The organism is Pseudogulbenkiania sp. AW2-16 (genome assembly GCF_056824575.1).
The window spans coordinates 3967829-3994351 of sequence record NZ_CP157668.1 but is presented as its reverse complement, the minus strand read 5'-3'; the positions used below and the strand labels follow the sequence as shown (position 1 = coordinate 3994351).

At 67.1% G+C, this 26523-nt stretch carries 21 protein-coding genes; 11 read left to right on the top strand and 10 right to left on the bottom strand.

The features are described 5' to 3' along the window. Positions 1-89: 89 nt before the first annotated feature. A complete protein-coding gene (locus ABKF58_RS19170) occupies positions 90-683 on the top strand; it encodes an isochorismatase family protein (RefSeq protein WP_482582796.1) in 594 nt (197 codons plus the stop codon). Then, positions 680-2002: a nicotinate phosphoribosyltransferase gene (locus ABKF58_RS19165; RefSeq protein WP_482582794.1), complete on the top strand. Its 1323-nt coding sequence runs from the start codon at positions 680-682 to the stop codon at positions 2000-2002. Before ABKF58_RS19170 ends, ABKF58_RS19165 begins: the two co-directional genes overlap by 4 nt. Positions 2003-2032: 30 nt before the next feature. Here the strand turns inward: ABKF58_RS19165 and ABKF58_RS19160 are convergent, their stop codons facing one another. Then, positions 2033-3028 carry a CapA family protein gene (locus ABKF58_RS19160; protein WP_482582793.1) on the bottom strand — a complete coding sequence of 332 codons (996 nt, stop codon included), beginning with the start codon at positions 3026-3028 and terminating at the stop codon, positions 2033-2035. A 188-nt stretch (positions 3029-3216) separates the two neighbouring features. On the opposite strand from ABKF58_RS19160, the gene ABKF58_RS19155 reads away from it, so the two are divergent. Beyond that, on the top strand, positions 3217-3660 hold the full coding sequence (locus ABKF58_RS19155; protein ID WP_482582791.1) for an archease: 444 nt from the start codon (positions 3217-3219) through the stop codon (positions 3658-3660). A 166-nt stretch (positions 3661-3826) separates the two neighbouring features. Beyond that, entirely contained in the window at positions 3827-5263 is a 1437-nt protein-coding gene (locus tag ABKF58_RS19150) for an RtcB family protein (RefSeq protein WP_482582789.1), read from the top strand. Positions 5264-5475: 212 nt separating this feature from the next. Here ABKF58_RS19150 and ABKF58_RS19145 read toward each other — a convergent pair whose 3' ends face one another. Both ABKF58_RS19145 and ABKF58_RS19140 read right to left on the bottom strand, forming a co-directional pair. Then, entirely contained in the window at positions 5476-7074 is a 1599-nt protein-coding gene (locus tag ABKF58_RS19145; protein WP_482582787.1) for a DUF3369 domain-containing protein, read from the bottom strand. Continuing rightward, complete coding sequence (locus tag ABKF58_RS19140) at positions 7071-8570, bottom strand: sensor histidine kinase (protein ID WP_482582785.1); 1500 nt, start codon at positions 8568-8570, stop codon at positions 7071-7073. The genes ABKF58_RS19145 and ABKF58_RS19140 overlap by 4 nt, the downstream gene beginning before the upstream one ends. A gap of 257 nt (positions 8571-8827) precedes the next feature. On the opposite strand from ABKF58_RS19140, the gene ABKF58_RS19135 reads away from it, so the two are divergent. Further along, the gene (locus tag ABKF58_RS19135) at positions 8828-9613 is read left to right on the top strand and encodes a substrate-binding periplasmic protein (RefSeq protein ID WP_482582783.1); all 786 of its coding nucleotides are present in this window, start codon (positions 8828-8830) and stop codon (positions 9611-9613) included. On the opposite strand, the gene ABKF58_RS19130 is transcribed toward ABKF58_RS19135, so the two are convergent. Continuing rightward, on the bottom strand, positions 9522-10547 hold the full coding sequence (locus ABKF58_RS19130) for a LysR family transcriptional regulator (protein WP_482582781.1): 1026 nt from the start codon (positions 10545-10547) through the stop codon (positions 9522-9524). The two genes, ABKF58_RS19135 and ABKF58_RS19130, sit on opposite strands and share 92 nt — an antisense overlap. Before the next feature lie 123 nt (positions 10548-10670). On the opposite strand from ABKF58_RS19130, the gene ABKF58_RS19125 reads away from it, so the two are divergent. Further along, the gene (locus tag ABKF58_RS19125; RefSeq protein WP_008955516.1) at positions 10671-11789 is read left to right on the top strand and encodes an S-(hydroxymethyl)glutathione dehydrogenase/class III alcohol dehydrogenase; all 1119 of its coding nucleotides are present in this window, start codon (positions 10671-10673) and stop codon (positions 11787-11789) included. Between the two features lie 290 nt (positions 11790-12079). After that, positions 12080-12919, top strand: a complete 840-nt coding sequence (gene fghA, locus ABKF58_RS19120; protein WP_482584406.1) for an S-formylglutathione hydrolase — start codon at positions 12080-12082, stop codon at positions 12917-12919. Positions 12920-13283: 364 nt separating this feature from the next. Here fghA and betA read toward each other — a convergent pair whose 3' ends face one another. Next, positions 13284-15026, bottom strand: coding sequence for a choline dehydrogenase (gene betA, locus ABKF58_RS19115; protein ID WP_482582779.1), 1743 nt, complete (start codon positions 15024-15026; stop codon positions 13284-13286). Between the two features lie 192 nt (positions 15027-15218). Next, positions 15219-16682 carry a betaine-aldehyde dehydrogenase gene (gene betB, locus ABKF58_RS19110; RefSeq protein ID WP_482582777.1) on the bottom strand — a complete coding sequence of 488 codons (1464 nt, stop codon included), beginning with the start codon at positions 16680-16682 and terminating at the stop codon, positions 15219-15221. A gap of 331 nt (positions 16683-17013) precedes the next feature. Between betB and ABKF58_RS19105 the strand changes: the two genes are divergently transcribed. The 3 genes from ABKF58_RS19105 to ABKF58_RS19095 all read left to right on the top strand — a co-directional run bounded on the left by ABKF58_RS19105 (position 17014) and on the right by ABKF58_RS19095 (position 19458). Beyond that, on the top strand, positions 17014-18399 hold the full coding sequence (locus tag ABKF58_RS19105) for an MFS transporter (RefSeq protein ID WP_482582775.1): 1386 nt from the start codon (positions 17014-17016) through the stop codon (positions 18397-18399). 262 nt (positions 18400-18661) lie between these two features. Continuing rightward, on the top strand, positions 18662-19270 hold the full coding sequence (locus ABKF58_RS19100) for an alpha/beta fold hydrolase (protein ID WP_482582773.1): 609 nt from the start codon (positions 18662-18664) through the stop codon (positions 19268-19270). Further along, positions 19189-19458: an alpha/beta fold hydrolase gene (locus ABKF58_RS19095; RefSeq protein ID WP_482584405.1), complete on the top strand. Its 270-nt coding sequence runs from the start codon at positions 19189-19191 to the stop codon at positions 19456-19458. The genes ABKF58_RS19100 and ABKF58_RS19095 overlap by 82 nt, the downstream gene beginning before the upstream one ends. 40 nt (positions 19459-19498) lie before the next feature. Here ABKF58_RS19095 and ABKF58_RS19090 read toward each other — a convergent pair whose 3' ends face one another. The 3 genes from ABKF58_RS19090 to ABKF58_RS19080 form a co-directional block, all read right to left on the bottom strand. Then, entirely contained in the window at positions 19499-20965 is a 1467-nt protein-coding gene (locus ABKF58_RS19090; RefSeq protein ID WP_482582772.1) for an MFS transporter, read from the bottom strand. A gap of 451 nt (positions 20966-21416) precedes the next feature. Then, complete coding sequence (locus ABKF58_RS19085; RefSeq protein ID WP_008955500.1) at positions 21417-22178, bottom strand: ABC transporter permease; 762 nt, start codon at positions 22176-22178, stop codon at positions 21417-21419. After that, positions 22175-23101, bottom strand: coding sequence for an ABC transporter ATP-binding protein (locus ABKF58_RS19080; protein WP_008955499.1), 927 nt, complete (start codon positions 23099-23101; stop codon positions 22175-22177). The genes ABKF58_RS19085 and ABKF58_RS19080 overlap by 4 nt, the downstream gene beginning before the upstream one ends. A 195-nt stretch (positions 23102-23296) precedes the next feature. Here ABKF58_RS19080 and ABKF58_RS19075 point away from each other — a divergent pair, with 195 nt between their 5' ends. After that, positions 23297-24271, top strand: coding sequence for a LysR family transcriptional regulator (locus tag ABKF58_RS19075; RefSeq protein WP_482582770.1), 975 nt, complete (start codon positions 23297-23299; stop codon positions 24269-24271). A 23-nt stretch (positions 24272-24294) separates the two neighbouring features. On the opposite strand, the gene katG is transcribed toward ABKF58_RS19075, so the two are convergent. Next, positions 24295-26475 carry a catalase/peroxidase HPI gene (gene katG, locus ABKF58_RS19070; RefSeq protein WP_482584404.1) on the bottom strand — a complete coding sequence of 727 codons (2181 nt, stop codon included), beginning with the start codon at positions 26473-26475 and terminating at the stop codon, positions 24295-24297. Between the last annotated feature and the right edge of the window lie 48 nt (positions 26476-26523).

The following is a 26523-nucleotide window of genomic DNA, read 5'->3' as shown; positions in this document are numbered from 1 at the left end:
AAATGGCCGGCGCAGGCCTTGTCGTTCCTGCCGCAGCCAGACAGCGGGTCTACAATAAAGTGAGAAATTGCTGCTTCGGGATGGTTGCCATGCCCCCATCTGTCATCACACTGTCGCACGGTGACGCCCTTCTCGTGGTCGACGTGCAGAACGACTTCCTGCCCGGCGGGCGGTTGGCGGTAGGGAGCGGCGACGAGGTGGTGCCGGTGCTCAACCGTTATATCGATGTTTTCGTGGCTCAACGCTTGCCGGTATATGCCACCCGGGATTGGCATCCTCCCGATCACTGTTCGTTCACCCCGCAGGGCGGGGCCTGGCCGGCGCATTGCATTGCCGGCAGCGAAGGGGCTCAGTTCGCGCCGAAGCTGCACCTGCCGCGCTCGACCGTCGTCGTTTCGAAGGCCATGCATAGCAAGCGGGACGCCTATTCCGGCTTCGACGGCACGCGGCTGGAACATGCCCTGCAGCGTAACGGGGTGGGGCGTCTGTTCGTCGGCGGGCTCGCCACCGACTACTGCGTGCTCAACACCGTGCGCGACGCCCTCAAGCAGGGCTTCACGGTGTGCCTGCTGGTGGATGCGATCCGTGCCGTCAACGTCGATCCCGACGACGGCATGCGTGCCGAGGGCGAGATGTGCCGGCTCGGCGCGCATCCGGTGGTGTTTCGGGATCTGGCGGCATGAGCGGCTCGTCCGGCAGCGTGCTCCTCACCGACTGGTACCAGCTCACCATGCTGCAGGCCTATTTCGACGAAGGCATGGCGGAAACCGCGGTATTCGAATGCTTCGTGCGCAGCCTGCCGCCGGGGCGCGATTTCCTGATCGCGGCGGGCCTGGAACAGCTCTTGCAGTATGTCGAGACCCTGCGCTTTGCCCCCCAGGAACTGGACTGGCTCGCCGGCCAGCACCGTTTCAAGCCGGCGTTTCTCGATTACCTGCGCGACTTCCGCTTCTGCGGCGACATCGACGCCATGCCCGAGGGCACGCTGTTCTACCCCAACGAGCCGATCCTGCGCGTCACGGCGCCGATCGCCCAGGCCCAGCTGATCGAGAGCCGGCTCATCAACCTGGTGCATTTCCAGACCGTGGTGGCGTCGAAGGCGGTGCGCTGCGCGCTGGCCGCGCCGGGCAAGCGCCTGGTGGATTTCGGCTTTCGCCGCACCCACGGCGGCGAGGCCGGCTTGATGGCGGCGCGCGCCTGCTACCTGGCCGGGTACGACGGCACGGCGACGGTGCAGGCCGGGATGCGGTTCGGCATCCCGGTGTTCGGCACCATGGCGCATTCTTACGTCGAGGCGCACGCCACCGAAGTCGAGGCCTTCGAGCACTTTGCCCGGTCGCAGCCGGACAACGTGGTGCTCCTGATCGATACCTACGACACCGAGGCGGCGGCGCGCAAGGTGGCGGCGCTGGCGCCCCGGCTGGCGCAGCAGGGCATCCGCATCGGCTCGGTGCGGCTCGACAGCGGCGACCTCGCCGCGCACGCCCGCGCGGTGCGGGCCATTCTCGACGCGGCCGGCCAGCAAGGCATCGGCATCTTCTGCAGCGGCAACCTCGACGAGGACGAGCTGCGTTGCCTGCTCGCCGCGGGGGCGCCGATCGACGGCTTCGGCGTCGGCACGCGTGTCGACACTGCCTGCGACAGCCCCTACCTCGACTGCGTCTACAAGCTGCAGGAATACGCCGGCACGGCGCGGCGCAAGCGCTCCACCGGCAAGGCGACCTGGCCCGGCCGCAAGCAGGTGTATCGCTGCTACGCCGCGGACGGCCGCTTCGACCACGACGTGGTGGCCTTGCTGGACGAACCGCCGTCGGCCGGCGAGCCCTTGCTGCAAAGCTGCATGCGCCAGGGACAGCGCGTGGGCGCGGCGGTGACCCTGGCGCAAAGTCGCGACCATGTCGCCGCCCAGTTGCGCCGCTTGCCGGCCACGCGGCCGTATCGCGTCGAGATCAGCCCGGCACTACAGGACCTGGCGCAGCGGCTCGACCGGGAAGCGCACTAGCTTCCGCCGGGCACCGGCGTGGCGGCGTGCCTATGTCCCCGCATTCCCGCCATCCCCCGCCTCCCAGCGCAGCCGTTCGCCGGCCTCGATCAAGTCGGTGCCGAATTCGGCCGAGAGCGCCTGCATGCGGCGGCACAGCGCGGAGCGCTCGGGCTCGGGCGCGCGCTGGACCCGCGCCAGCGTGAGCAGCGCCGGCACCAGCTCCAGCCGCGTCAGTCGGCCGTGCTCGAACGTCACCAGAAACAGGAAGCTCCAGTCGTTGCGCCACCACAGATCGACCGCGTAGTCGTCGAGGAAGTCGCCGGTGTCGTACAGGATGGGCTTGCCGTGGTGAATCTCGACGCCCTGGCACAGGTGGGCGCTGTGGCCGTGGAACAGGTCCACCCCCAGGTCGACGGCGGCGCGGGCGAAAGCGCGGAAGTGCGCCGGCGGGCGCTCGACCATGTTCGGCCCCCAGTGGCAGGACAGCACCACCAGCGCCGCACCGGCGTCCCGCGCGGCCCGCACCTGCTGTTGCAGCGCCGGCAGGCTAGCCGGGTCGATCGGCAGGTAGCGCGTGCCGGGGCGCTCGCTCGTGGCGGCGAACGGCGATTCGTTGTCGGTGATGGCGATCAGCGCCACGCGGCAGCCGCCGGCCTCGATCAGCGCCGGCTGGCAGGCTTCGGCCAGGTCGTGGCCGGCGCCGGCGTGGGCGATGCCGGCGCGGTCGAGATGCTGCAGGGTGTCGAGCAGGCCGGCCTCGTTGTAATCGAGCACGTGGTTGTTGGCGAGCGCGACGGCGTCGATGCGCGCCGCGCGCAGCACCTCGATCACCCGTGGGTCGGCGCGGAAGTGGAACATCTTGTCGGTGCGCGTCCAACGCTGGCGGTGCCGGGTGATGGCGCATTCCAGGTTGACGAGGCGGGCGTCGGCGCTGGCCATGATCGGCAGCAGATCGCCCCAGGGCTGGGCCGGCGGGTTCTTGATCACGATATCGCTCACCAGCCGTCCCAGCATCACGTCGCCCGCTAGCGCCAGGGTGGTCATCGCGCTCTCCTTGCCGTTCGCTCCCACTTCATAGGCTAGCCCGCCGTGGCGCTGGCGGGGCGGAAAGCGACGGTTTTTCGACCGTGGCGGCCGGTGCGGGGGCGCGGCCGCCGTCGTCCGGGCGGCTTCATATAATGAAGGATTCACGATGCCCGCTCCCGGACGGGAGCGGGGCGGGAGGCGATGCCATGGCCCCACCCGATACGCCGGCGGCGACGACAACGCCGCGCTACGGCTATTTCGACCACGACGCCGACCTTGGCATCGAGGCCTGCGGGGCGACCCCCGAGGCGGCGATGGAGGCGGCGGCCGAGGCGATGTTCGCGGTGATGACCGATCTCGCCGTTTTGCGCCCGGAGCAGCAGCTGGAGCTGGACTTCGAGGAGGCCGACCCGGAGCTGGCGCTGGTGACCTGGCTCAACCTGCTGCTGGCGGAGGCGCAGAGCCGGCGCCTGGTGTGGTGCCGCTTCCGGCTCCGGCGCGACGGCAGCCGCTGGCACGGCGTGGCGGCGGGGCAGCCGTGGACGGCGGAACTGGAGCGCGGCGTCGAGGTCAAGGGCGCCACCCTGACGCAGCTCTCGCTGACGCCGCAGGAGGGCGGGTGGAGGGCGCGCTGTGTGGTGGACGTGTAAAAACCTGTCCATGATCCTGCTGCGCTGCCCTGATCGGGGCTCATGCACTGCTCGAAATCCTCATGGACTCCTTGTCCATTCCGGTTTCTGCGCTGTTCTTCACCTCGCTGAGGGCCGCTCGCGACGGCTCCTGAACAGGTTTTAGCGATGGTGGCCAGGAGGTGTAATGATGGATATCGCGCGCTTGCGGCAGGCTGGGCCGTACGAGTGGACGCTGGCGCCGTCCCGCGCCGAGGCGGGCGGCGAGGTGCGGCTGTTCGCCGACGCCGAGCTGTTGCGCGGCATGGACGACAAGGTGCTGGAGCAGATCTGCAACGTGGCGCGGCTGCCGGGGCTGGTGGGCGCGGCGATGACCATGCCCGACGCGCACTGGGGCTACGGCTTTCCGATCGGCGGCGTGGCCGCCTTCGACGCCGACGCCGGCGGGGTGGTGTCGGCGGGCGGCGTGGGCTTCGATATCTCCTGCGGCATCCGCTGCCTGCGCACCGACCTGAGCTGGGAGCAGCTGGCGCCGCAACGGCACCACCTGGCCGACAGCCTGTTCCGAGAGATCCCGGCCGGGGTCGGCGAAGAGGGGCGGCTGCGGCTGTCCGTCAGGGAACTCGAACAGGTGATGCGGCAGGGCGCGCACTGGGCGGTGGCACAGGGTTTCGGATCGGCCGACGATCTGCCCTACATCGAGGAGCAGGGCTGTGTCGGCGGCGCCGAGCCGGGCTGGGTATCGGACCTGGCCAAGAAGCGCCAGCTGGGCGAGATGGGGACGCTGGGCTCCGGCAACCATTACCTGGAAGTGCAGGTGGTGGACCGCATTCACGACGAGGCTGCGGCGGCGGCCTTCGGCCTCCGGGTGGGGCAGGTGCTGGTGTCGATCCACTGCGGCTCGCGCGGGCTCGGGCACCAGATCGGCACCGATTACCTGCTGCTGCTGGCCAAGTCGGCGGCCAGCCTCGGCCTGACGCTGCCGGACCGCGAACTCGCCTGCGCGCCGATCCGCTCCGAGGTCGGGCAGCACTACCTGGGCGCGATGAACAGCGCCATCAACTGCGCGCTGGCCAACCGCCAGATACTGGCCGCGCTGACGCGGGGCGTGCTGGCGCGCTATTGGCCGATCGCCCGTCTCGACACGCTGTTCGACGTGTCACACAACACCTGCAAGGTGGAGCGGCACCGCGTGGAGGGGCGCGAACGCACGCTGTACGTGCACCGCAAGGGCGCGACGCGCGCCTTCGGTGCGGGGCACGCCGGCCTGCCCGACGCCTACTGCGCGGTCGGTCAGCCGGTGATCATCGGCGGCAGCATGGGCACCGGCTCCTACATTCTGGCCGGCAATCCGCCCGGGCAGAACCACGCCTTCGCCTCGGCCAGCCACGGCGCCGGGCGCGCCATGAGCCGCCACCAGGCGCTGAAGTTCTGGCACGGCCGGCAGCTGCTGGACGATCTGGCGGCGCAGGGCATCCTGATCCGCACCGGCTCGCTGCGCGGCGCGGCGGAAGAGGCGCCGGGGGCGTACAAGGACGTCGACCGCGTGGCGGACGTGACCGAGGCGGCCGGGCTGGCGCGGCGCGTGGCGTTTCTGAGACCGAAGATCTGCATCAAGGGGTGAGCGCTTGTGAGTAAATCTGCTGCGCATCCCTGATCGGGGCTCATGTGCTCTGCGTGCAAATCTTGCATTCGCTCTGCGATGCGGAATCCTCATGGACTCCAGTCCATTCCGGTTCCTGTGCTGCTCTTCACCCCGCTGAGGGACGCTCGCGACGATTTCTTTCACAAGCTTTGGGGCGGGGCTTCGGCCAACCTTCGAATAGCCCGCCCCCCTCACGCCGCCTTCGCCGGCGGCAGCACCAGGTCGGGGTGTTCTTCCCGGATCAGCTCGAGAAAGATTTCCACCACCTCGGGGTCGAAGTGTTCGCCTGCGTGGTCGCGGATGTAGGCGACCGAATCCGGCAAGGGCCACGGTTCCTTGTAGGGGCGGCGGTAGAGCAGGGCATCGAACACGTCCACCACCGCGACGATGCGCGCCGCCAGCGGAATCGCGCTGCCGGCCACCCCGTTGGGATAGCCCTTGCCGTTGTAGTACTCGTGATGGCCGGCGGCGATCTGCGCGCCGATCGACAGGTAGCTCTCGCCCTCCACCATGCTGGCGGACTTCTCCAGGATCTTGGCGCCGATGCTGGCGTGCTGCTTCATCACCTCCCACTCTTCCGGGTTGTGCTTGCTCGGGTTGTGCAGGATCAGGTCGGGGGTGCCGACCTTGCCGACGTCGTGCAGGATGCTCGCCATGCCCACCATCTCGAGAAAACTCGGCGTCAGGATGTCGGGGTGCAGTCCCTTGGCCGCCATGCGGTGGGCGATGGCGTCGGTCAGCCGCTGCACCCGCAGCACGTGGTCGCCGGTGGTGCTGTCGCGGTATTCGGCGAGGTCGGCCAGCGCCACCACGGTGGCCTCCTGGGCGTTCTTCATCTGGGTGTGGTAGTAGAGGTTGTCGAAGGCGGCGGCGATGCGGTTGCAGTACACCTTGAGCAGCTCCTGGTCCACCTCGGACAGCGGGCGCGGCGGGGTGAAGTAGATCACGAAGGTGCGCCGCGAGTGGGTGTCGAAATACAGCACCGAGCCGGGGTGGTTGAAAATGCAGCTGTGCTTCTCGGTGGCCTGTTGCATGGCCTGGAAGATGGCGCTGCTGCTGTCGAGCTGCCCGCGCTGCTGCAGCTCGGCAAACAGGCCGGTGGCCGCGATCACCTGCAGCGTGCCGCCGGCGATGGCGGCGTCCTCGCAGACGCACAGCACGCCGTCGGTGCCGACGTCGAGGATGGCGCTGATCTGGCGCAGCACGCCCGAGGCGAACTCGCGCAGCGACTGGATCTGGTACAGGTTGGAGGTGGCGGCCAGGATGGCGTCCAGCCCCTGGCGGCTGCGTTCGATGATGAACAGGCTCTCGTAGGCGCGCAGCGAGGCGATCACGGTGGTGAACAGCTTCTGCGCGGTGAGTTCGGTCTTGGCCTTGTAGTCGTTGATGTCGTAGGAGACGATCACCTCCTGTTCCGGCGCCTGGCCCGGCTGGCCGGTGCGCAGCACGATGCGCACCAGGCGGTTGCCCAGCCCTTCGCGCACTTCGCGCACCATCTCCAGCCCGGCGTGGTCGCTCTCCATCACCACGTCGAGCAGCACCAGCGCGATATCCGTTTCCGTGCGCAGGATATCCATGCCTTCCTTGGCGCTGTAGGCGCTCAGGAGTTCGACGGCGCGGTCCTTGTAGCTGACGCCCTGCAGCGTCAGGCGGGTCACCGCGTGCACGTCCGGCTCGTCGTCCACCACCAGCACGCGCCAGGGGCGCAGCAGGGGAGGTGGCGGCGTGGTGCCCGCTTCGTCCTCGATCAGCCAGTCTTCCTGGCTCGTTACCGTTTCGGCGCTGTTCATCCCTTGCCCTCGCTGACCGCCGGCGCCACCGCCGGAAACTGCAGGGTGAAGCGCGTGCCCGCGTTGGGCCGGCTCTCCACCTGCAACCGTCCACCTAATTTACCGGTGACGATGTTATAGACAATGTGCAGCCCCAATCCGCTCCCGCCGGCGCTGCGCCGCGTGGTGAAAAACGGCGTGAACACGCGCGGCAGGTTCTCCGGCGCGATGCCCTTGCCGTTGTCGGCGAATTCCAGCGCGATCTCGCCGCCCAACTGTTGTGCCCGGATCGTGACCTCGCCCGGCTGTCCCTCGTCGAAGGCGTGGGTGAGCGAGTTGACCAGCAGATTGGTGATGATCTGGGCCAGCGCGCCGGGGTAGCTGTCGAGACGGATGCCCTCGGCGCAGTCGATGCTGACGCGGATGGCGCTGTGCTTGAACTTGGGGCGCAGGCTGGCGATGACTTCGTGCAGGTAGCCGGCGAGATCGAACTCGCGGCGCTCCTCGCTCATCTGGTCCACCGCCACCTGCTTGAAGCTCTGCACCAGGTGCGCCGCGCGCTCGGCGTTGACCTGGATCAGCCCGACGCTTTCGCTCGCCGTCTGCACGTAGCCCTGCACGTCGGATTTTTTCAGCTGCCCCGCCTCCAGCTGGCCGGCGAGCTGGCGCGTCTTGTCGCCGAGCAGGCTGGCGCAGGTGAGGGTGATGCCGACCGGGGTGTTGATCTCGTGCGCGATGCCGGCGACCAGCCCGCCCAGCGCCGCCAGCTTCTCGCTCTGCATCAGCGTGGCCTGGGCCTGCTTGAGGTTGTCGTAGGCCAGGCGGATCTCGGCCTCGGCCTGGCGTCCCTTTTCCACGTCTTCGGCCAGGCGCTGGGCGATGCGGTTGAAGCTGCGCACCACGTCGCCGAATTCGTCCTGGCGCTCGGTGAGCAGGGTGAGGCTGTCCTCGCCGCCCTGGTGTTCGGCCGCCAGCGCCAGGGCGTCCTTCAGCGTCTCCAGCGGGTTCAGCACCATGAGACGCAACGCGATCGAGAGGGCGATCAGCAGCACCGCGTCCAGCGCCAGGATTTCGGCCACGCGGTTCAACACCTGGCTGCTCAACTGCGCCTCGATGCTGGCGCGCGACAGCCACACGCGGGCGTGGCCGAGGGCGTGGGTCTGGTTGAACTGCTTGAGGGCGAGCGGCACGTCGAGCCGCTCGGCGGCCGCCGCCTCGACCGGCTCCGCGCCGCGCGCCAGCAGCAGCTTGCCGTTTTCCTCGTACACCGCGATGCGCTCGACCGGGCTGGTCAGCTCTGCCGTCAGGTTCTGCTGCAGCAACGCCGTGTCGAGGTTCCAGATCGGCAAGGGTAGGTTGGTGCGCAGACGCTGCTGCACCGCGCGGCGTGCTTCGCTGTACTGCTGCTCCAGCTGCTGGCGGGTGTTGAGGTAGGTCAGCCAGCCGGACACGCTCAGCACCGCCGTGACCAGCAGCACGAACAACAGGTTGAGGCGAAAGCCGATGCTGTGTTTCATCGAGAAGAAGGGTCTCGGTGGATGGAGGGCGTGGCCGGCGCAGGCTCACAGTTTCAAGATAGAACAAGGACGCGGCCGCCAAGAGCCTGTTCGCACCCGAGCGGCGCGTTCCGGGGCGAGGTGACGGCCGGGTGGCCGACGTGGGAGGAAAACGAGGTTGATGCCGAGCTGTTGCCTGCAAAATCAGGGCGCTAGACTGAAAGGAGCGGCCACCGGCCCCGTTTTGGCCGGCACGGGAGCGCCGCGGGAAAAACGCCATGCCAAACGATGCGGTGAGCGGATGGATCGTGCGTGCCGGTCGCAAGGGGCTGGCGGCGCTGCTGCTGGGCACGCTCGCTGCGCTGTGCCCGGGCGCGCCCCTGACCCTGCTGTCCACCGAATACCCGCCCTATACCAGCCCCTCGCTGCCGCGGCAGGGCATCGCCACCGCCATCGCCGTGGAGGCGTTCCGCCGCGCCGGGCTTCAGGTGGTGATCCAGTACCGCCCCTGGGCGCGTGCCCTGTACGAGGCCAAGGAGGGCAGCAGCGACGGCGTCGTCGGCCTGTGGCACTCCAGGGAGCGCGAGGCGTTCCTGGCGTACAGTCAGCCGCTGGTGGACAACGTGGTCGGCTTCTACGCGCGTGTCGATCGGCGCCACGACGTGCGCCGCCTGCCGCGGCTTCGCTCGCTCACCATCGGCGTGGTGCGCGGCTACCTCAAGCCACCCAATGTCGAGGCCGCGCGGCTGCGGACCGAGGAGGCTATCGATGACGAAGCCAACCTGCGCAAGCTGGCGGCGGGGCGCGTCGACCTGGCGCTGATCGACAAGGGGGTGGCCAGCTACCTGCTGCGCTACCGCCTGCCGGAGCAGCGCGGGCGGCTGGTGTGGCTGGAGCCGCCGGTCTACTCGCTGCCGCTCTACGTCGGGTTCTCGCGGCGCGTGCCCGGCTGGGAACAGCGCCTGGCCGAGTTCAACGCCGGGCTGGCCGTGATGCGCCAGGACGGTTCGCTGGAACGGCTGCGCCATGAACTGGCCATGGAACCGCCGTCGTCCGGGGAGTAAGGCGGCACCCGGTCTTCGGCCAACCTGCGCGGTGCCGCCGCCGGGTCAGCGGTACTCCGGCAGCTTGGCCAGTGCCCTCGCGCAGATGGTCGACCATCAGCCGCAGCTTGGCCGAGAGGTGGCGCTGCTGCGGGTAGACCGCCCACACCGCGGTGTTGGGCGGGGTGTGCGCCGGCAGCAGTTCCACCAGCCGCCCCTGGCGCAGCGGCTCGCGCACGTAGTAGTCCGGCAGCTGGCACAGGCCGAAGCCGCGCAGCGCGGCGTCCAGCACCGCCTGTCCGCTGTTGCAGCGCCAGCGTCCCTGCGGCTTGAAGTGCCAGGGACGGCCGTCGAGGCGGAAGCTCCATACCGACGAGGTGCCGATCAGGCACTGGTGGCGCGAGAGCTCGCCCAGCGTGTGCGGCGTGCCATGGTGCGCCAGGTAGGCGGGGGCGGCGCACAGGTGCATGGTGCGGGGTGCCAGGCGCGTGGCGACCAGGCTGGAGTCGGCCAGCTGGCCCAGGCGGATGGCGAGGTCGAAGCCCTCGTGCAGCAGGTCGGCGGTGCGGTTGGTGAGCTCGATCTCCACCGAGAGCTGCGGGTGCCCGGCCATGAAGTCGTTCACCAGCGGCACCACGAAGCGCTCGCCGTAGGTGACGGCGCAGGTCATGCGCAGCAGGCCCTTGGGGCTGCTGTGCAGTGCGTTGACGGCGAGAAACGCCTCGTCGCGCGCCTCCTGCAGTTGCTGGCAGTGGGCAAAGAAGGTCTGGCCGGCCTCGGTCAGACTGACCTTGCGCGTGCTGCGATAGAACAGCCGCGCCTGCAGCCGTTCTTCCAGCCGCATCACCTGGCGGCTGACGTGCGACGACGACACCCTGAGCCGCTCGGCCGCGCGCGAGAAGCTGCCGCACTCGGCCACCGCGACGAATTCCGCTATGCCTTCCCAGTTGTCCATGCCCATCCTTTCCTCGAGTCGCCCATTATCCCTCAGTGGCAATAATGTTTCCCGAAAATCGCCTTTTAAACCCGGAGAGGGCAACCGATACTGTCGAGATAACTTCTTACCGTGGAGAACATCATGATCAAATCGCGTGCCGCCGTGGCCTGGGGCGCCAAGCGCCCGCTGGAAATCGAGCTGGTGGATGTGGAAGGCCCGAAAGAGGGCGAGGTGCTGCTGCGCATGGTGGCGACCGGCGTCTGCCACACCGACGCCTACACCCTGTCCGGCGCCGATCCGGAAGGCATCTTCCCGGCCATTCTCGGCCACGAGGGCGGCGCCATCGTCGAGGAAGTCGGCCCGGGCGTGACCTCGGTGAAGCCGGGCGACCACGTCATCCCGCTCTACACCCCGGAATGCGGCAAGTGCAAGTTCTGCCTGTCGGGCAAGACCAACCTGTGCCAGGCGATCCGCGCCACGCAGGGCAAGGGCCTGATGCCGGACGGCACCAGCCGCTTCTCGAAGGACGGCAAGCCGATCTACCACTACATGGGCACCTCGACCTTCTCCGAGTACACCGTGCTGCCGGAGATCGCCGTCGCCAAGATCAGCAAGGAAGCCCCGCTGGAGAAGGTGTGCCTGCTGGGCTGCGGCGTCACCACCGGCATGGGCGCGGTGATGAACACCGCCAAGGTCGAGCCGGGCTCCACCGTGGCCATCTTCGGCCTGGGTGGCATCGGCCTGTCGGCGATCATCGGCGCGGTGATGGCCAAGGCCAGCCGCATCATCGGCATCGACATCAACCCAGACAAGTTCGAGATCGCCAAGCAGCTGGGCGCCACCGAGGTGATCAACCCGCTCGACTACGATCGTCCGATCCAGGAAGTGATCGTCGATCTGACCGACGGCGGCGTGGACTACTCGTTCGAATGCATCGGCAACGTCAAGGTGATGCGCTCGGCGCTCGAGTGCTGCCACAAGGGCTGGGGCGAGTCGGTGATCATCGGTGTGGCCGGCGCAGGGGAAGAGATCAGCACTCGTCCGTTCCAGCTGGTGACCGGGCGCGTGTGGCGCGGTTCGGCCTTCGGCGGCGTGCGCGGCCGCTCCGAGCTGCCGAGCTACGTCGACCGCTACATGAAGGGCGAGTTCGAGCTCGACACCTTCATCACCCACACCATGGGGCTGGACGACATCAACACCGCCTTCGACCTGATGCACGAAGGGAAGAGCATCCGTTCCGTGATCCTGTTCGATCGTTGAAAACCGGCTCACGATCCTGCTGCGCGCCCCTGATCGGGGCTCATGTGCTGCTCTTCACCCCGCTGAGGGGTGCTCGCGACAGATCGTGAACAGGTTTTGCCTGCCTGCTCCAGCGGGCGGTGGTCCCTGTGCCAGGTGCATATCTGGGGATGGGTGGAGGGACAAGGTCCCGAAACCCATCGATGATGATGGGTTTCGCGGTGCGTCACCCATCCTACGACACTCACTCGCCAGCTGAAACAGGCATTCCTTTCCCTGCAACACACAAGGCCAAGACGATGACCGATACCCTGAAACTGGTGTCGTGCAACAAGAGCTTCGGCGGCTGGCACAAGCGCTACGCGCACCACTCCAGCATGCTCAACTGCACCATGCACTTCTCCATCTACCTGCCGCCTTCGGCCAACCCCGAGGCGCGGGTGCCGGTGCTGTACTGGCTGTCCGGGCTGACCTGCACCGACGAGAACTTCATGCAGAAGGCCGGCGCGCAGCGCGTGGCGGCCGAGCTGGGCATCGCGCTGGTGGCGCCCGATACCAGCCCGCGCGGCGAGGGCGTGCCGGGCGACCCGGCCGGCGGCTGGGACTTCGGCCTCGGTGCCGGCTTCTACCTCAACGCCACCCAGGCGCCGTGGTCCGCCCACTACCGCATGCACGACTACGTGGTGCACGAGCTGCCGGCGCTGATCGAGGCGGTGTTCCCGGTGGACGGCCGGCGCGCGGTCTCCGGGCACTCCATGGGCGGCCACGGCGCGCTGGTGTGCGCGCTGCGCAATCCGGGACGCTACCGCTCGGTGTCGGCGTTCGCGCCGATCACCAACCCGGTCAACTGCCCGTGGGGCGAAAAGGCGTTCAGCGGCTACCTCGGCCCCGAGCGCAGCCGCTGGCGCGAGTGGGATGCCTCGCTGCTGCTGGCGAGTGCCGAGGAGCGCCTGCCGCTGCTGGTCGACCAGGGCGACGCCGACGACTTCCTCGCCACCCAGCTGCACCCCGAGGCGCTGCGCCAGGCCGCCGACAAGGCCGGCTATCCGCTGACGCTGCGTCTGCAGCCGGGCTACGACCACAGCTACTACTTCATCGCCAGCTTCATCGAAGAGCACCTGCGCTTCCACACCGCGGCATTGCAAGGCTGAGGACGCGAGAGAGGGCAAACGTTGGCCGAAGCCCGGCAAGACACAGCCGGCGCACCGATCACTCGGCGCGCCGGCTTTTTTTGTGGCGCAGGGCGCAGGCTGGGTGAAGCGCAGCGTAACCCATCGGCCGAGGTCGACGCCCCGCTGCCAAGGTTGGCCGAAGCCGGGCAAGACACAGCCGGCGCACCGATCATCCAGTGCTCCGGCTTTTTTGTGGCACAACACGCAGGATGGTGAAGCGCAGCGCAACCCATCGGCTGAGGTCGACGTCCCGCAGCCAGGGTTGGCCGAAGCCCGCACAAAAAAACCGGCGCATCGTGTCAGCGATGCGCCGGTTGTGTCCGGTGTGCCGTGCCTAAGCGCCTCAGCCCCGCGCCGCCACCTTGGGCGGGTAGAGCAGCAGCCCGCCGCCGCCTTTCTTCTTGCCGCCCGCCTGGCCCAGCTTGGGCGGGGCGCCGTCGGCGACGAAGTAGGGCGCCTGCGAGCGCGCCAGCGGCGTGCGGGCGCGGATTTTGTCGGCGATCTTCTCGGCCATCATGATGGTCGGCGCATTGAGGTTGCCGGTGACCACGCGCGGCATGATCGAGGCGTCCACCACGCGTAAGCCCGAGAGGCCGTGCACCAGGCCCTCGTTGTTCACCACCGCCATCGGGTCGCTGGCGTCGCCCATCTTGCAGGTGCAGGACGGGTGCAGCGCCGTCTCGGCATGGCTCTTCACGAAGGCGTCGATCTCGGCGTCGCTCTTGGCGCCGATGCCGGGCTGGATCTCCTTGCCCCGGAACGGGTCCATCGCCTTCTGGTTGATGATCTCGCGCGTCAGGCGCACCCCGGCGCGGAATTCCTTCCAGTCCACCGGGTCGGCCATGTAGTTGAACAGCAGGCGCGGCTTGTCGCGCGGGTCGCGGCTCTTGAGCTTGACGTAGCCGGTGCTGGTCGAGCGCATCGAGCCGACGTGGCACTGGAAGCCGTGCGCCTTCACCGCATTGCTGCCGTCGTAGTTGGCCGCCAGCGGCAGGAAGTGGTACTGCAGGTTGGGCCAGGCGAACGAGGCGTCGCTGCGGATGAAACCGCCCGCCTCGAAGTGGTTGCTGGCGCCGGGCCCGGTGCCCTTCAGGTACCACTCGAGGCCGATGCCGGGCTTGTTCCACCATTGCAGCGCCGGGTAGAGCGACACCGGCTGCTTGCACTCGAACTGGACGTACATCTCGAGGTGGTCCTGCAGGTTCTCGCCGACGCCGGGCAGGTGGACGACCGCCTGGATGCCCATCGCCTTCAGCTCGTCGGCGTTGCCGACGCCGGAGCGCAGCAAGAGCTGCGGACTGGCGATGGCGCCGTTGCTGACGATCACCTCGCGCCGCGCGCGCGCTTCCCTGGGCTGGTCGCCCTGGATGTAGCGCATGCCGACGGCGCGCGAGCCCTCGAACAGGATGCGGTCGGCCAGGGCGCGGGTCTGCACCGTCAGGTTGGCGCGCTCCTTCGCCTCGTCGAGGTAGGCGCGCGAGGTGGAGCAGCGCTTGCCGTCCGCCGTGGTGGTGCGGTCCATCGGGCCGAAGCCTTCCTGGCGGTAGCCGTTCAGGTCGTCGGTGCGCGGGTAGCCGGCCTGCTCGCCGGCCTGGATGAAGGCCTCGAACAGCGGGCTGACGTCGGCCTTCGGCGTGGTGACGTGCAGCGGACCGCTGCCGCCGTGGTAGTCGTTGGCGCCCTTGTCGTAGGTCTCCGCCTTGCGGAAGTAGGGCAGGCAGTCCAGATAGCTCCAGTCTTCCAGCCCCTGGTTCTCGGCCCAGCCGTCGTAGTCCAGCGCGTTGCCGCGGATGTAGACCATGCCGTTGATCAGCGACGAGCCGCCCAGGCCCTTGCCGCGGCCCTGGGTCATGATACGGTTGTTCATGAACGGCTCGGGCTCGGTGGTGTAGGCCCAGTTGTAGGTCGTGCCCTGCAGCGGGTAGGCCAGCGCGGCCGGCATCTGGGTGCGCCAGTCGAGCCGCCAGTCCGGGCCGCCGGCTTCCAGCAGCAGCACGCTGACGTCGGCGTCCTCGGTCAGGCGCGCGGCCAGCACGCAGCCGGCCGAACCGGCGCCGACGATGATGTAGTCGAATTCCGTTTTCATCACTCTTCTCTTCGTAGCGAGTCGCTAACACACCCTGGCGTGGCGGACCTGGCTAAGCGGCGCCGCAGACACGAGGCATGGCCGATGTGTCTGCACCGCGACATGTCGCTCGTCCGCCCCAAGCGTGGAGCGAATCCCGGCGCGGGATTCGCTCGCCAGCGCCACAACGCCAGGACGGTTGTTGTCAGTGGCTCATTCGTACGGGCAGGCCACGCCGGACAGCTCCACGTACACGCTCTTGAGTTGGGTGTAGTGGTCCAGCGTCACCAGGCTGTTCTCGCTGCCGATGCCGGACTCCTTCAGGCCGCCGAACGGCATCTCGATCGGGGTGATGTTGTAGTTGTTGATCCAGCACACGCCGGCCTGCAGTTTGCCGACCACGCGGTGTGCGCGCGAGATGTCCTTGGTGAACACCCCGGCGGCGAGCCCCAGGCGGGTGTCGTTGGCGCGGCGGATCACCTCGTCTTCATCGCTGAAGCGCAGCACCGACATCACCGGCCCGAAAATCTCCTCGCGCACGATGCTCATGTCGTCGGTGCAGTCGGCGAAGATGGTCGGCGCGATGAAGTTGCCGCCCTCGCAGCCCGGCACCGTCACGCGGTTGCCGCCGGCCAGCAGCCCGGCGCCTTCGGCCTTGCCCAGCTCGACGTACTGCATCACGCTGTCCGCATGGCTCTTGGACACCTGCGCGCCTACCTGGGTTGCCGGGTCCATCGGGTCGCCGATCTTGAGCTTGCGGGTGCGGCTCACCAGCTTCTCAAGGAAGGCGTCGTAGATCGAGTCGTGCACGAACACGCGCGTGCCGTTGGTGCAGATTTCGCCCTGGGTGTAGAAGTTGGCCAGCATCGCCGCCGAAACCGCCTGGTCGAGATCGGCGTCGTCGAAGATCACCAGTGGCGACTTGCCGCCCAGCTCCATGGTGATGCGCTTCAGCGTCTTGGCGGCGTCGGCCATGATCGCCTTGCCGGTGTCCACCGAGCCGGTGATCGACACCTTGGCCACCTCGGGGTGGGCGATCAGCTGGCGCGCCGCCGCCGAGGTGCCCTGGATCACGTTGAACACGCCGTCCGGCACGCCGGCCTCGGTATAGATTTCGGCCAACTTGGCCGCCGTCATCGGGGTGAGCGACGCCGGTTTGTAGATCATCGCGTTGCCGCAGGCCAGCGCCGGGCCGGATTTCCAGCAGGCGATCTGCAGCGGGTAGTTCCAGGCGCCGATGCCGAAGCAGATGCCGAGCGGTTCGCGCCGGGTGTAGGCGAAGGCGCCCTTGAGCGGGAACTGCTGGCCGTGGATGCTGGCGGCCAGCCCGGCGAAGTATTCGATGCAATCGGCACCGGACAACACGTCCACCACCTCGGCCTCCTGGATCGGCTTGCCGTTGTCGCGCACTTCCAACTCGGCCAGTTCGCGGTTGCGTTCGCGCAGAATCTGTACCGCACGGTTGAGGATGCGGCCGCGCTCGGCACCGGTCATGGCCGACCACACTTCGAAGCCTTGGCGCGCAGTCTCGATCGCCAGCTGTACCTCGGCCTCGCCGGCCTGCTGCACACGGCAGATCACCTCACCGGTGGCCGGGTTGATGTTGTCCACCAGCGGCAGGGACGGGTTGTCGATATATCGTCCACCGATATAGCTTCGCAGAATGTTGTCGCTCACTGTAGCTCCTTTGTCGTTGACCCTTGCGTGGCTGTCTTTGGCTCATGCCGCAACGCGCCTTTATACGACCTAGATTGAGCCACGTCACCCCCTCCGGCCACCTGTCTGTTTCCGACGTCAACCCCTTCTGCGGCGACACTCGCCAAGGTGCGGGCGTGGCGCCGGCGCGGCGCGGCACAGTCGTCATGCCGATCGCTTTTGTCGAAAATTTCCATATGACGATCGCAATTCACCAATCGCCCCGACGAAAGCTGGCCGAGTCTAGTCGCAATTGTCACCGTCGTGTTCCGCGCGTTTCCACACCCGTTCGCATCCTCACAGGAGAACCACTATGAAGCACCCCCCTGCCTCCCCGCGAGGCGCCCACAGCGTCGCTGCCCGCCTCGAGCTGCTGCCGATGAGCGGCTACCACCGCCTGATCCTCTCCATCATCGCCCTGGCGTTCTTCTTCGATTCCGTCGACCTCGGCCTGATGACCTTCGTGTTGGGTTCGATCAAGACCGAATTCCAGCTGAGCAGCGCCCAGGCCGGTTTCATCGGCAGCGCCAGCTTCCTCGGCATGGTGGGTGGCGCCGTGCTCTCCGGCCTGCTGGCCGACCGTTTCGGCCGCACCCCGGTACTGCAGAGCAGCATGGTGCTGTGGGGCGTAGCGAGTTATCTGTGCTCGACCGCCGCCACGCCGGAACAGCTGTTCGGCTACCGCCTGCTGCTCGGTGTCGGCATGGGCATGGAGTTTCCGGTGGCGCAGACGCTGCTGGCCGAGCTGATTCCGGCGCGCCAGCGCGGGCGCTACATCGCCCTGATGGACGGCTTCTGGCCGCTGGGCTTCATTACCGCCGGTTTGCTGTCGTATTGGATTCTGCAAGAGCACGGCTGGCGCACGGTGTTCCTGATCAGCGCGGTGCCGGCGTTGTTCCTGCTGGTGGTGCGGCAGTGGGTGCCCGAATCGCCGCGCTGGCTGGAGAGCGCCGGGCAGCACGCCCGCGCCGAGAGCGTGATCGCGCAGATCGAGCGCAAGGTCATCGCCAGCCTGGGACTGATCTCGCTGCCGGCGCCGCAGGCGCTGCAATCGGGTGGGGCCGCCGCCGGCAAGGGCTCGTTCGCCGCCTTGTGGACGCCGCGCCAGCGCAGCCGCACCGTGATGGTGTGGCTGCTGTGGTTCCTCGCGCTGTTGGGTTTCTACAGCCTGACCACCTGGCTTAGCGCGCTGATGCAGCAATCCGGCTACCAGGTCACCAAATCGGTGCTGTACACGGTGTGGATCTCGCTGGGCGGCATTCCCGGTTTTCTCACCGCCGCCTGGCTGGTGGAACGCTGGGGGCGCAAGCCCACCTGCATCGCCGCCTTGTTGGGGGGCGCCGCCATGATCTACGTCTATGGTCAGATGGCGCAGGGCAGCGGCAATGAAACCGCGCTGATCGCCTCCGGCCTCGTCATGCAGTTCTTCCTATTCGGGATGTGGGCGGTGCTCTACACCTACACGCCGGAGTTGTACGGCACCCACGCGCGCGCCACCGGTTCCGGCTGCGCCTCGGCGGTGGGCCGTGTCGGCGCCTTGCTCGGGCCGACCCTGGTCGGGCTGATCCTGCCGCTGTGGGGGCAGGGCGGGGTGTTCCTGCTCGGCACCACCTGCTTTGCGCTGGCGGCGGCCGCGGTCTATCTGCTCGGGGTGGAAACGCGTGGTATGACGCTGGAAGGGGTATCGGAGGCGCGCTGAGATCGAACCGGCGCCCGTTCTTCCTGCCGCCACGGCCTCGAGTCGGGTTAAGGCGGCAGGCGGCTTCCTCACGCGCACCCGGCTGGGGATGGGCTGCGCCGGACCGTGCCGCTACGGCATGGTTTCCACCGGGGTTTTCCTGGTGCCGCCACGGGGAGTATGGCAAGGTATCCGGGCCTGCCGGCCTGCCCGTTCTTCCGACCGTGATGATCGGCATTGCCCGGTGGGCCTGCTGCGTCATCGGTTAGGCGAGTGAGCCATCATGAACAAACCACACTATTCGATCATCGATCACTGGATCGACACCGACCAAGGCCGCCTTTTCGCGCGCTGCTGGCGTCCGGAGAGCGGCGACGGCGCGCGTGCGCCCATCGTCCTGTTGCACGATTCGCTCGGCTGCATCGCCCTGTGGCGATCCTTTCCGGGCATGCTCGCGCAAAAATCAGGGCGGGTGGTGATCGCCTACGACCGGCTCGGGTACGGTCAATCCGATACACGCCGTGGCGAACCGGGCCGAGATTTCATCGCCGCCGAGGCGCGCGATGTCTTCTCCGCGGTGCAGCGGCATTTCGGCTTCGAGCGCTTCGTCGCCATCGGGCATAGCGTCGGCGGCTGCATGGCCGTGCATTGCGCGGCCAGCCATGCCGCGGCCTGCGATGCCCTGGTCACGCTGTCCGCCCAGGCGTTCGTCGAAGAACGCACGCGGGCCGGCATCCGCGAGGCCCGGGAGATGTTCCGGCAGGCCGAGCACTTCACGCGGCTGCAGCGCTATCACGGCGACAAGGCGGACTGGGTGCTGAACGCCTGGATCGATACCGGCTGGCGCCGGATTTCGCCGATTGGTCGCTGCACGACGTCTTGCCGGGGGTGAGATGCCCGAGCCTGGTGATGCACGGCAGCGAGGACGAGTACGGATCGACCGACCAGCCCGAACGCATCGCGGCCAGGGTGAGCGGCCCGGTGCAGCTCGACATCCTGCCGGGCCTCGGCCACATGCCGCACCGCGAACAGGAAGACCGGGTGGTGGCGCGGATTGCCGGCTTCCTGAACGCCGTCTGACCTTTGCCGAACCGGCCCCGGCACGGGCGCCCCGCCTGCCTCATGCCTCTTTCCGGGCCGCATCGAGCGCGGGGCGGGGCGCGAGGGCACGGCTTGCCGCCCCGATGGCGAGCGCGACGACGATCAGCAGTGTCGCGGCGGCGAAGGTGAAGCGCATGCCGCTGGCCACGGCGCCGGGGTGTGCCGAGGCGATGTCGCTCGTCCCCGCTGCGAGCACGAACACGGCGCCCATGGCGGATGCCCCGCTGACCAGCCCGAGATTGCGCGACAGGCTGAGCAGGCCGGCAATGACGCCGCGCTGATCTGGCGCGACATTCCTCATCACGGCCGTGTTGTTGGCCGCCTGGAAGAGCTGGTAGCCGGGGGTCAGGAGGGCGATGGCGGCAAGGTAGCCCGCCACGCCGAATACCCCAGGGAGCAGCGCGAGTGCCGACAACCCCGCGGCCATGACGACCAGCCCCGCGGTGGTCATGGCGGGCGCACCCCAGCGGTCGACGCCGCGTCCCGCCGGGACACCGCTCAATGCCGAAATGATCGGGCCCATCGCCAGGACGATTCCGACCGCCGCCTCGCCCAGGCCGAGCGCGCGTGACAGGTAGAACGGCCCGACCACCAGCGTCGCCATCATCACCGTGGAGACGAGCCCGTTCATGGCGAGACTCGCGCTCAGCTCGCTGTTGCGGAACGCCGCCAGGCGGATCAATGGCGACGCCACGCGCGCCTCCACCAACACGAAAAGGCCCCCAGCCAGAACCGCTGCTAGCAACAGGGCCAGGTTCAGTCCAGCGAAGCGGCCTCTCCCCAGCGTCACGGCGAGCGCATACGCCGCGAGCGAAGCCCCAATCAGCAGCGTGCCCACTGTGTCGAAGCCTGCCTGATCCGTCAGCGATGCCCTGCGATCGACGGGCAGGGCGCGATAGGCGAGCAAGAAAGCCAGGATGCCCAGCGGCACGTTGACGAGGAAGATGGCGCGCCAGCCGAAGCCAGCGATGAGCGTGCCGCCGAGCGCTGGCCCCAGCGCGGTGCCCATCGCGGACATGGTGCCGAGCAGGCCCATGGCGCTGCCGGTTTTGTCCTTCGGAACCGCGTCCCCGACAAACGCCATGGTGAGGGCCATCATGATGGCCGCGCCCAAGCCCTGCGCTGTGCGTGCGGCAATCAGCAGCCACAGCGAGGGCGCCACGCCGCACAGCACCGAGGCCAGCGTGAATAGAAAGAGGCCGAACAATAACAGCCGGCGTCGCCCGGCCAGGTCGCCGAGCCGCCCGACGCTGACGATCAGGGTGGTGATGGCAAGCAGATAAGCCAGGATGATCCACTGGACCTCCTGGAAGGAAGCGGCGAACACCCTGGCCAGCGTCGGCAGGGCGACATTGGCAATGCTGGTGCCGAGCGAGGACAGCAGCATGGAGAGCGACAGGCAGGCCAGCACCCATGTCGTCGACGGTGGGGCTTTCCCCTCGGCGGCGACGGCCTCGTCGCCTGCTTGAGTGAGTGGTTTCAACATGAACTCCTTCTTCCGGGTGCCCCGAAGCGGGGCTTTCAGAGAGGAGTCTAGGTGGCAGCCGAATAGGGCGGAAGGCGCAGCATTTGCACTTAATTCGTGCATTAAACGCCATGTCACGATCAAGCGTGCCAGGGCTGGAACACGTTTTGTTCCTGTCTATTGAAGTCGAAAACTGAACCGCCCCGGGTGTCGTGGCTGGCCTCTTCGCATCGGCGGCGCGACAGGGGGTGAGGCCAGCGGCCCGGTTACCTCGCCTGCCCGTGCCGCGCGTATTTCGAGGGCTACGTCATGGGTCCGGGATGCCGGATTGACCGGCCGGTCCTGCCTGCTGTCTCCGGTCCCGACCTGCCAGGGCGCTACTTCAACCAGGCCGTTGGCATGACTTATCGAATCCGCACGCTGAGTGTGTCAGCTATTGGCTCTCAGAAAGAAACAGGATGCGGATGATGGCCTAGGCCTTGATGCGATAGCCGGTCTTGAAAATCCACGCCACGATCGCCGTGAACAGCGCCAAAAAGCCGATTGTCATGGCGAGGCTGATGCCGACGCTGACGTCGGCAATGCCATAGAAGCTCCAGCGAAAGCCGCTGATCAGGTAGACCACCGGGTTGAACAGTGCGGCGGTCTGCCAGAACGGCGGCAGGATATCGATGGAGTAAAAGCTGCCGCCGAGAAACGTCAACGGCGTGATGATCAGCAGCGGGATGATCTGCAGCTTTTCGAAGCCATCCGCCCAGATGCCGATGATGAAGCCGAACAGGCTGAACGTTACCGAGGTCAGCACCAGGAACAGCAGCATCCACAGGGGGTGGGCCACCTGCAGCGGCACGAACAGGCCCGCCGTCGCCAGGATGATCAGGCCGAGAATCACCGACTTGGTCGCCGCCGCCCCGACATAGCTCACCACCAGCTCCAGATAGGAAACCGGCGCCGACAGCAACTCGTAGATCGTCCCCGTGAACTTGGGGAAATAGATGCCGAACGAGGCGTTGGCGATGCTCTGCGTCAGCAGCGACAGCATGATCAGCCCCGGCACCAGGAAAGCACCGTAGCTGATGCCATGGGTTTCGGGGATGCGCGAGCCGATGGCGGCGCCGAACACGACAAAATAGAGCGAGGTGGAGATCACCGGGGAGATGATGCTCTGCATCAGCGTGCGCCCGGCGCGGGCCATCTCGAAGCGGTAAATCGCACAGACTGCATACAGGTTCATTTTCTCTCCCTCACCAGGCTGACGAAGATGTCCTCCAGCGAGCTTTGCGTCGTTTGCAGGTCCTTGAAGCGTATCCCCGCCGCGTTGAGAGCCTGCAACAGCGCGAGGATGCCGGAGCGTTCGCCCTGCGCGTCGTAGGTATAGACCAGCTCGCTGCGGCCATTCGCCAGATCCAGCTCGTAGCCGCCAAGCTCGGAAGGAATGCTCTCGAGCGGGGCCTCCAGTTGCAGCGTCAGCTGTTTCTTGCCGAGCTTGCGCATCAATTCGGCCTTCTCGTCCACCAGGATGATCTCGCCCTTGCGGATCACCCCGATGCGGTCGGCCATCTCCTCGGCTTCGTCGATGTAGTGGGTGGTCAGGATGATGGTCACCCCCCGCTCTTGCAGCGAGCGCACCAGCTGCCACATGTCCTGGCGCAGTTCGACATCAACCCCCGCCGTTGGCTCGTCGAGAAACAGGATCGACGGCTCGTGCGACAGCGCCTTGGCAATCAGCACGCGCCGCTTCATGCCGCCCGACAGCGTCATGATGCGGTTGTCCTTCTTGTCCCACAACGACAGCGCCTTGAGCACTTCTTCGATGTAGGCCGGGTTCTTGCGTTTGCCGAACAGGCCGCGGCTGAACGACACCGTGGCCCACACCGATTCGAAGGCGTCGGTGGTCAGCTCCTGCGGCACCAGGCCAATCATGGCGCGGGCCGCGCGGTAGTCGGTCACGATGTCGTGGCCATCAACCAGAATCCGGCCTTCGCTCGGATTGACGATGCCGCAGATCGTGCTGATCAACGTGGTCTTGCCGGCCCCGTTCGGGCCCAGCAAGGCGAAGATTTCTCCGCGCCGGATCTCCAGATTGACGCCCTTCAAGGCCTGGAAGCCTGAAGCGTAGGATTTGGAGAGATTCGATATGGTGATGATGGGTTGCATAGATAGGACGATAGCAGATGGCGGGCTTTTGGTGGCGTCGGCGGCGGCGCATTTTATCCAAACGGTATTGATCGTATGGCCCGGCATGCTATCAATGGTGCATTCACCTCCAGCCTGCTGGCGTGCTCCTTAACAGGGCCTCTGGACGCCTTGCGGGAGCTGGAGCTTGCTTTCGAATTCAATAGGCCAGAATACATGTCGACACCCGATTTCAATTTGCTTGTCACCCTTGACGTGCTGCTCGCCGAAGGCAGCGTGGCGCGCGCTGCCCGGCGCTTGCGGCTGAGCCCCTCGGCGATGAGCCGGGCTCTGGCGCGCTTGCGCGAGACGACGGGCGACCCCTTGCTGGTCAGGGCGGGGCGCGGGCTGGTGCCCACCCCGCGTGCGCTTGAACTGCGCGAGCAGGTCAGCCAGCTCGTTCAGGACGCCGCAGCGGTGCTGCGCCCGGCAGAGAAGCTCGATCTCACCCAGCTCGTCCGCACCTTCACGCTGCGCGTCGGCGATGGTTTCGTGGAAAATTTCGGGCCGAGTCTCATCGCTCGGGTCGGCGAGGCTGCTCCCGGGGTCCGGCTGCGTTTCATGCCGAAATCGAACAAAGACACCGCGCCGCTGCGCGACGGCAGCGTCGATCTGGATACCGGCGTGGTGGGGGAGGGAACAGGCCCGGAGGTGCGTGTGCGCGCTTTGTTCCAAGACCGTTTCATCGGTGTCGTGCGCCAGGGGCACCCGCTCTGCCGGGGGGAGATCACCCCCGTCCGTTATGCGGCGGGCCGGCATGTCCTGGTCTCCCGGCGGGGGAGCGACAAGGGGCCGGTTGATGAAACCTTGAGGACGATCGGGCTGGAACGGGAGATCATGACCATCGTCGGCGGTTTTGCCCCGGCGCTGGCGTTGGCGCGGGCCACGGATCTGGTCGCCACGGTTCCCGAGCGCCATACCGGCACCCTGCGTGACGGGATGCACAGCTTTGCCCTTCCGTTTCCCGCTCCTGAGATCACGGTTTCCCTGCTCTGGCATCCGCGAATGGATGCCGATCTGGCGCATCGCTGGCTGCGCGGTTGCGTGCGGGAGGTTTGCACAGCAACGCTCGCCAATTCAGTGACAGTGGCAAGCGCAGCCGCTGAGGGCGTGTCATCCCTGCTATCCGACTCTGCGCCGGAGAAACACTAGACGACACGCCCTGGGGGCGAGCATCACGCCAGGTCGAAGCGGTCGAGGTTCATCACCTTGTTCCAGGCGGCGACAAAGTCATGGACGAACTTTTCCTGGGCGTCCGCGCTGCCATAGACTTCCGCCAAGGCCCGCAGTTGGGAGTTCGAGCCGAAGACCAGATCGACACGGGTGCCGGTCCATTTGAGTTGCCCCGTGGCGCGATCGCGCCCTTCGAACACGTCCTTGGCGTCTGACGTGGCCTTCCACGCCGTGCCCATGTCGAGCAGGTTCAGGAAGAAATCGTTGCTCAATACCTCTGGTCTTTGAGTGAAGACCCCGTGCCGGCTCTGCCTGACATTGGTGCCCAGAACCCGCAGGCCGCCCACCAGCACCGTCATCTCCGGCGCCGTCAGCGTCAGCAATTGCGCCTTGTCGACCAGCAGGGCCTCGGCCGGGACGGCGTATCTGCCCTTGAGGTAGTTGCGGAAGCCGTCCGCGATGGGTTCGAGCACCGCCATGGAGACCACGTCGGTTTGCTCTTGGGAAGCGTCCATGCGGCCCGGTGCAAACGGCACCGTCACGGTGTGGCCAGCCTTCTTCGCCGCCTGCTCGACGCCGGTGCAACCGCCCAGCACGATCAGGTCGGCGAGCGAGACCTTCTTGCCGCCGGACTGGGCGTTGTTGAACGCGTGCCGAATGCCTTGCAGGGTCTCGAGTACTTTCGCCAGTTGCTCGGGCTGGTTGACTTCCCAATCTTTCTGCGGCACGAGGCGAATACGGGCACCGTTGGCACCGCCGCGCTTGTCGGAGCCGCGGAAGGTGAACGCCGACGCCCAGGCGGTGGAGACCAGTTGCGAGACGGACAGGCCCGACGCCAGAATCTTGCCCTTGAGGGCGGCAATGTCCTGTTCGTCGATCAACTTGTGATCGAGCGCGGGGATGGGGTCTTGCCAGAGGAGCTCTTCTGCCGGCACTTCCGGGCCGAGATAGCGTGCGCGCGGCCCCATGTCGCGGTGCGTGAGCTTGAACCACGCCCGGGCAAACGCGTCGGCGAACTGGTCCGGGTTCTCGTAGAAACGTCGCGAGATCTTTTCATAGGCCGGGTCGAAGCGCAGCGAAAGATCGGTGGTCAGCATCGTCGGAGCGTGATGCTTCGACGGATCGTGCGCGTCCGGAATGGCCCCCGCACCCGCGCCGTCCTTGGCGACCCACTGGTGCGCGCCGGCCGGGCTCTTGCTCAGCTCCCATTCGTAGCCGAACAGGTTCTCGAAGAAGTTGTTGCTCCACCGGGTCGGCGTGGTGGTCCAGGTCACTTCCAGGCCGCTGGTGATGGTGTCGCCGCCTTTGCCGGTGCCGAAGCGGCTCCTCCAGCCGAGCCCCTGCTCTTCAAGGCCGGCGGCTTCCGGCTCGGCCCCTACATGGGATGCCGGGCCGGCGCCGTGGGTCTTGCCGAAGGTGTGGCCGCCTGCAATGAGCGCCACCGTCTCTTCATCGTTCATCGCCATGCGGGCAAAGGTCTCGCGGATATCCTTGGCCGCCGCGAGCGGGTCCGGGTTGCCGTCCGGGCCTTCCGGGTTCACGTAGATCAGGCCCATCTGCACGGCGCCGAGCGGATTTTCCAGATCCCGCTCGCCGGAATAGCGTTTGTTTTCCAGCCAGGTGGTTTCGGCGCCCCAGTAGACGTCTTCTTCCGGCTCCCAGACGTCTTTCCGCCCGCCGGCGAAGCCGAAGGTCTTGAACCCCATCGACTCCAGCGCGACGTTGCCGGCGAGAATCATCAGGTCGGCCCAGGAGATCTTCCGGCCGTACTTCTGCTTGATCGGCCACAGCAGCCGGCGCGCCTTGTCGAGGTTGGCGTTGTCGGGCCAGCTGTTGAGCGGGGCGAAGCGTTGCTGGCCGGCTCCGGCGCCGCCACGGCCGTCGCCGATGCGGTAGGTGCCGGCGCTGTGCCAGGCCATGCGGATGAACAAGGGTCCGTAGTGACCAAAATCCGCCGGCCACCAGTCCTGCGAGTTAGTCATCAGCGCCAGGAGGTCCTTCTTCACGGCCGCCAGATCGAGATTCTTGAATGCTTTGGCGTAGTCGAAGTCCTCGCCCATGGGGTCGGACAGCGACGAGTGTTGGTGCAGGATTTTCAGGTTCAGCTGATTGGGCCACCAGTCCTGGTTCGACGTGCCACCGCCTGCGGTATGTTTGAAAGGGCATTTCGATTCAGTCGACATGGGTTCTCTCCTGGGGACATTGGCACTCACACCCGGCTCCATGTGGAA

Coding starts and splice junctions, on each gene's coding strand:
- ABKF58_RS19170 (WP_482582796.1), top strand. CDS start 90: ATGCCCCCATCTGTCATCACACTGTCGCACGGTGACGCCCTTCTCGTG.
- ABKF58_RS19165 (WP_482582794.1), top strand. CDS start 680: ATGAGCGGCTCGTCCGGCAGCGTGCTCCTCACCGACTGGTACCAGCTC.
- ABKF58_RS19160 (WP_482582793.1), bottom strand. CDS start 3,028: ATGACCACCCTGGCGCTAGCGGGCGACGTGATGCTGGGACGGCTGGTG.
- ABKF58_RS19155 (WP_482582791.1), top strand. CDS start 3,217: ATGGCCCCACCCGATACGCCGGCGGCGACGACAACGCCGCGCTACGGC.
- ABKF58_RS19150 (WP_482582789.1), top strand. CDS start 3,827: ATGATGGATATCGCGCGCTTGCGGCAGGCTGGGCCGTACGAGTGGACG.
- ABKF58_RS19145 (WP_482582787.1), bottom strand. CDS start 7,074: ATGAACAGCGCCGAAACGGTAACGAGCCAGGAAGACTGGCTGATCGAG.
- ABKF58_RS19140 (WP_482582785.1), bottom strand. CDS start 8,570: ATGAAACACAGCATCGGCTTTCGCCTCAACCTGTTGTTCGTGCTGCTG.
- ABKF58_RS19135 (WP_482582783.1), top strand. CDS start 8,828: ATGCCAAACGATGCGGTGAGCGGATGGATCGTGCGTGCCGGTCGCAAG.
- ABKF58_RS19130 (WP_482582781.1), bottom strand. CDS start 10,547: ATGGACAACTGGGAAGGCATAGCGGAATTCGTCGCGGTGGCCGAGTGC.
- ABKF58_RS19125 (WP_008955516.1), top strand. CDS start 10,671: ATGATCAAATCGCGTGCCGCCGTGGCCTGGGGCGCCAAGCGCCCGCTG.
- betA (WP_482582779.1), bottom strand. CDS start 15,026: ATGAAAACGGAATTCGACTACATCATCGTCGGCGCCGGTTCGGCCGGC.
- ABKF58_RS19105 (WP_482582775.1), top strand. CDS start 17,014: ATGAAGCACCCCCCTGCCTCCCCGCGAGGCGCCCACAGCGTCGCTGCC.
- ABKF58_RS19100 (WP_482582773.1), top strand. CDS start 18,662: ATGAACAAACCACACTATTCGATCATCGATCACTGGATCGACACCGAC.
- ABKF58_RS19090 (WP_482582772.1), bottom strand. CDS start 20,965: ATGTTGAAACCACTCACTCAAGCAGGCGACGAGGCCGTCGCCGCCGAG.
- ABKF58_RS19085 (WP_008955500.1), bottom strand. CDS start 22,178: ATGAACCTGTATGCAGTCTGTGCGATTTACCGCTTCGAGATGGCCCGC.
- ABKF58_RS19080 (WP_008955499.1), bottom strand. CDS start 23,101: ATGCAACCCATCATCACCATATCGAATCTCTCCAAATCCTACGCTTCA.
- ABKF58_RS19075 (WP_482582770.1), top strand. CDS start 23,297: ATGTCGACACCCGATTTCAATTTGCTTGTCACCCTTGACGTGCTGCTC.
- katG (WP_482584404.1), bottom strand. CDS start 26,475: ATGTCGACTGAATCGAAATGCCCTTTCAAACATACCGCAGGCGGTGGC.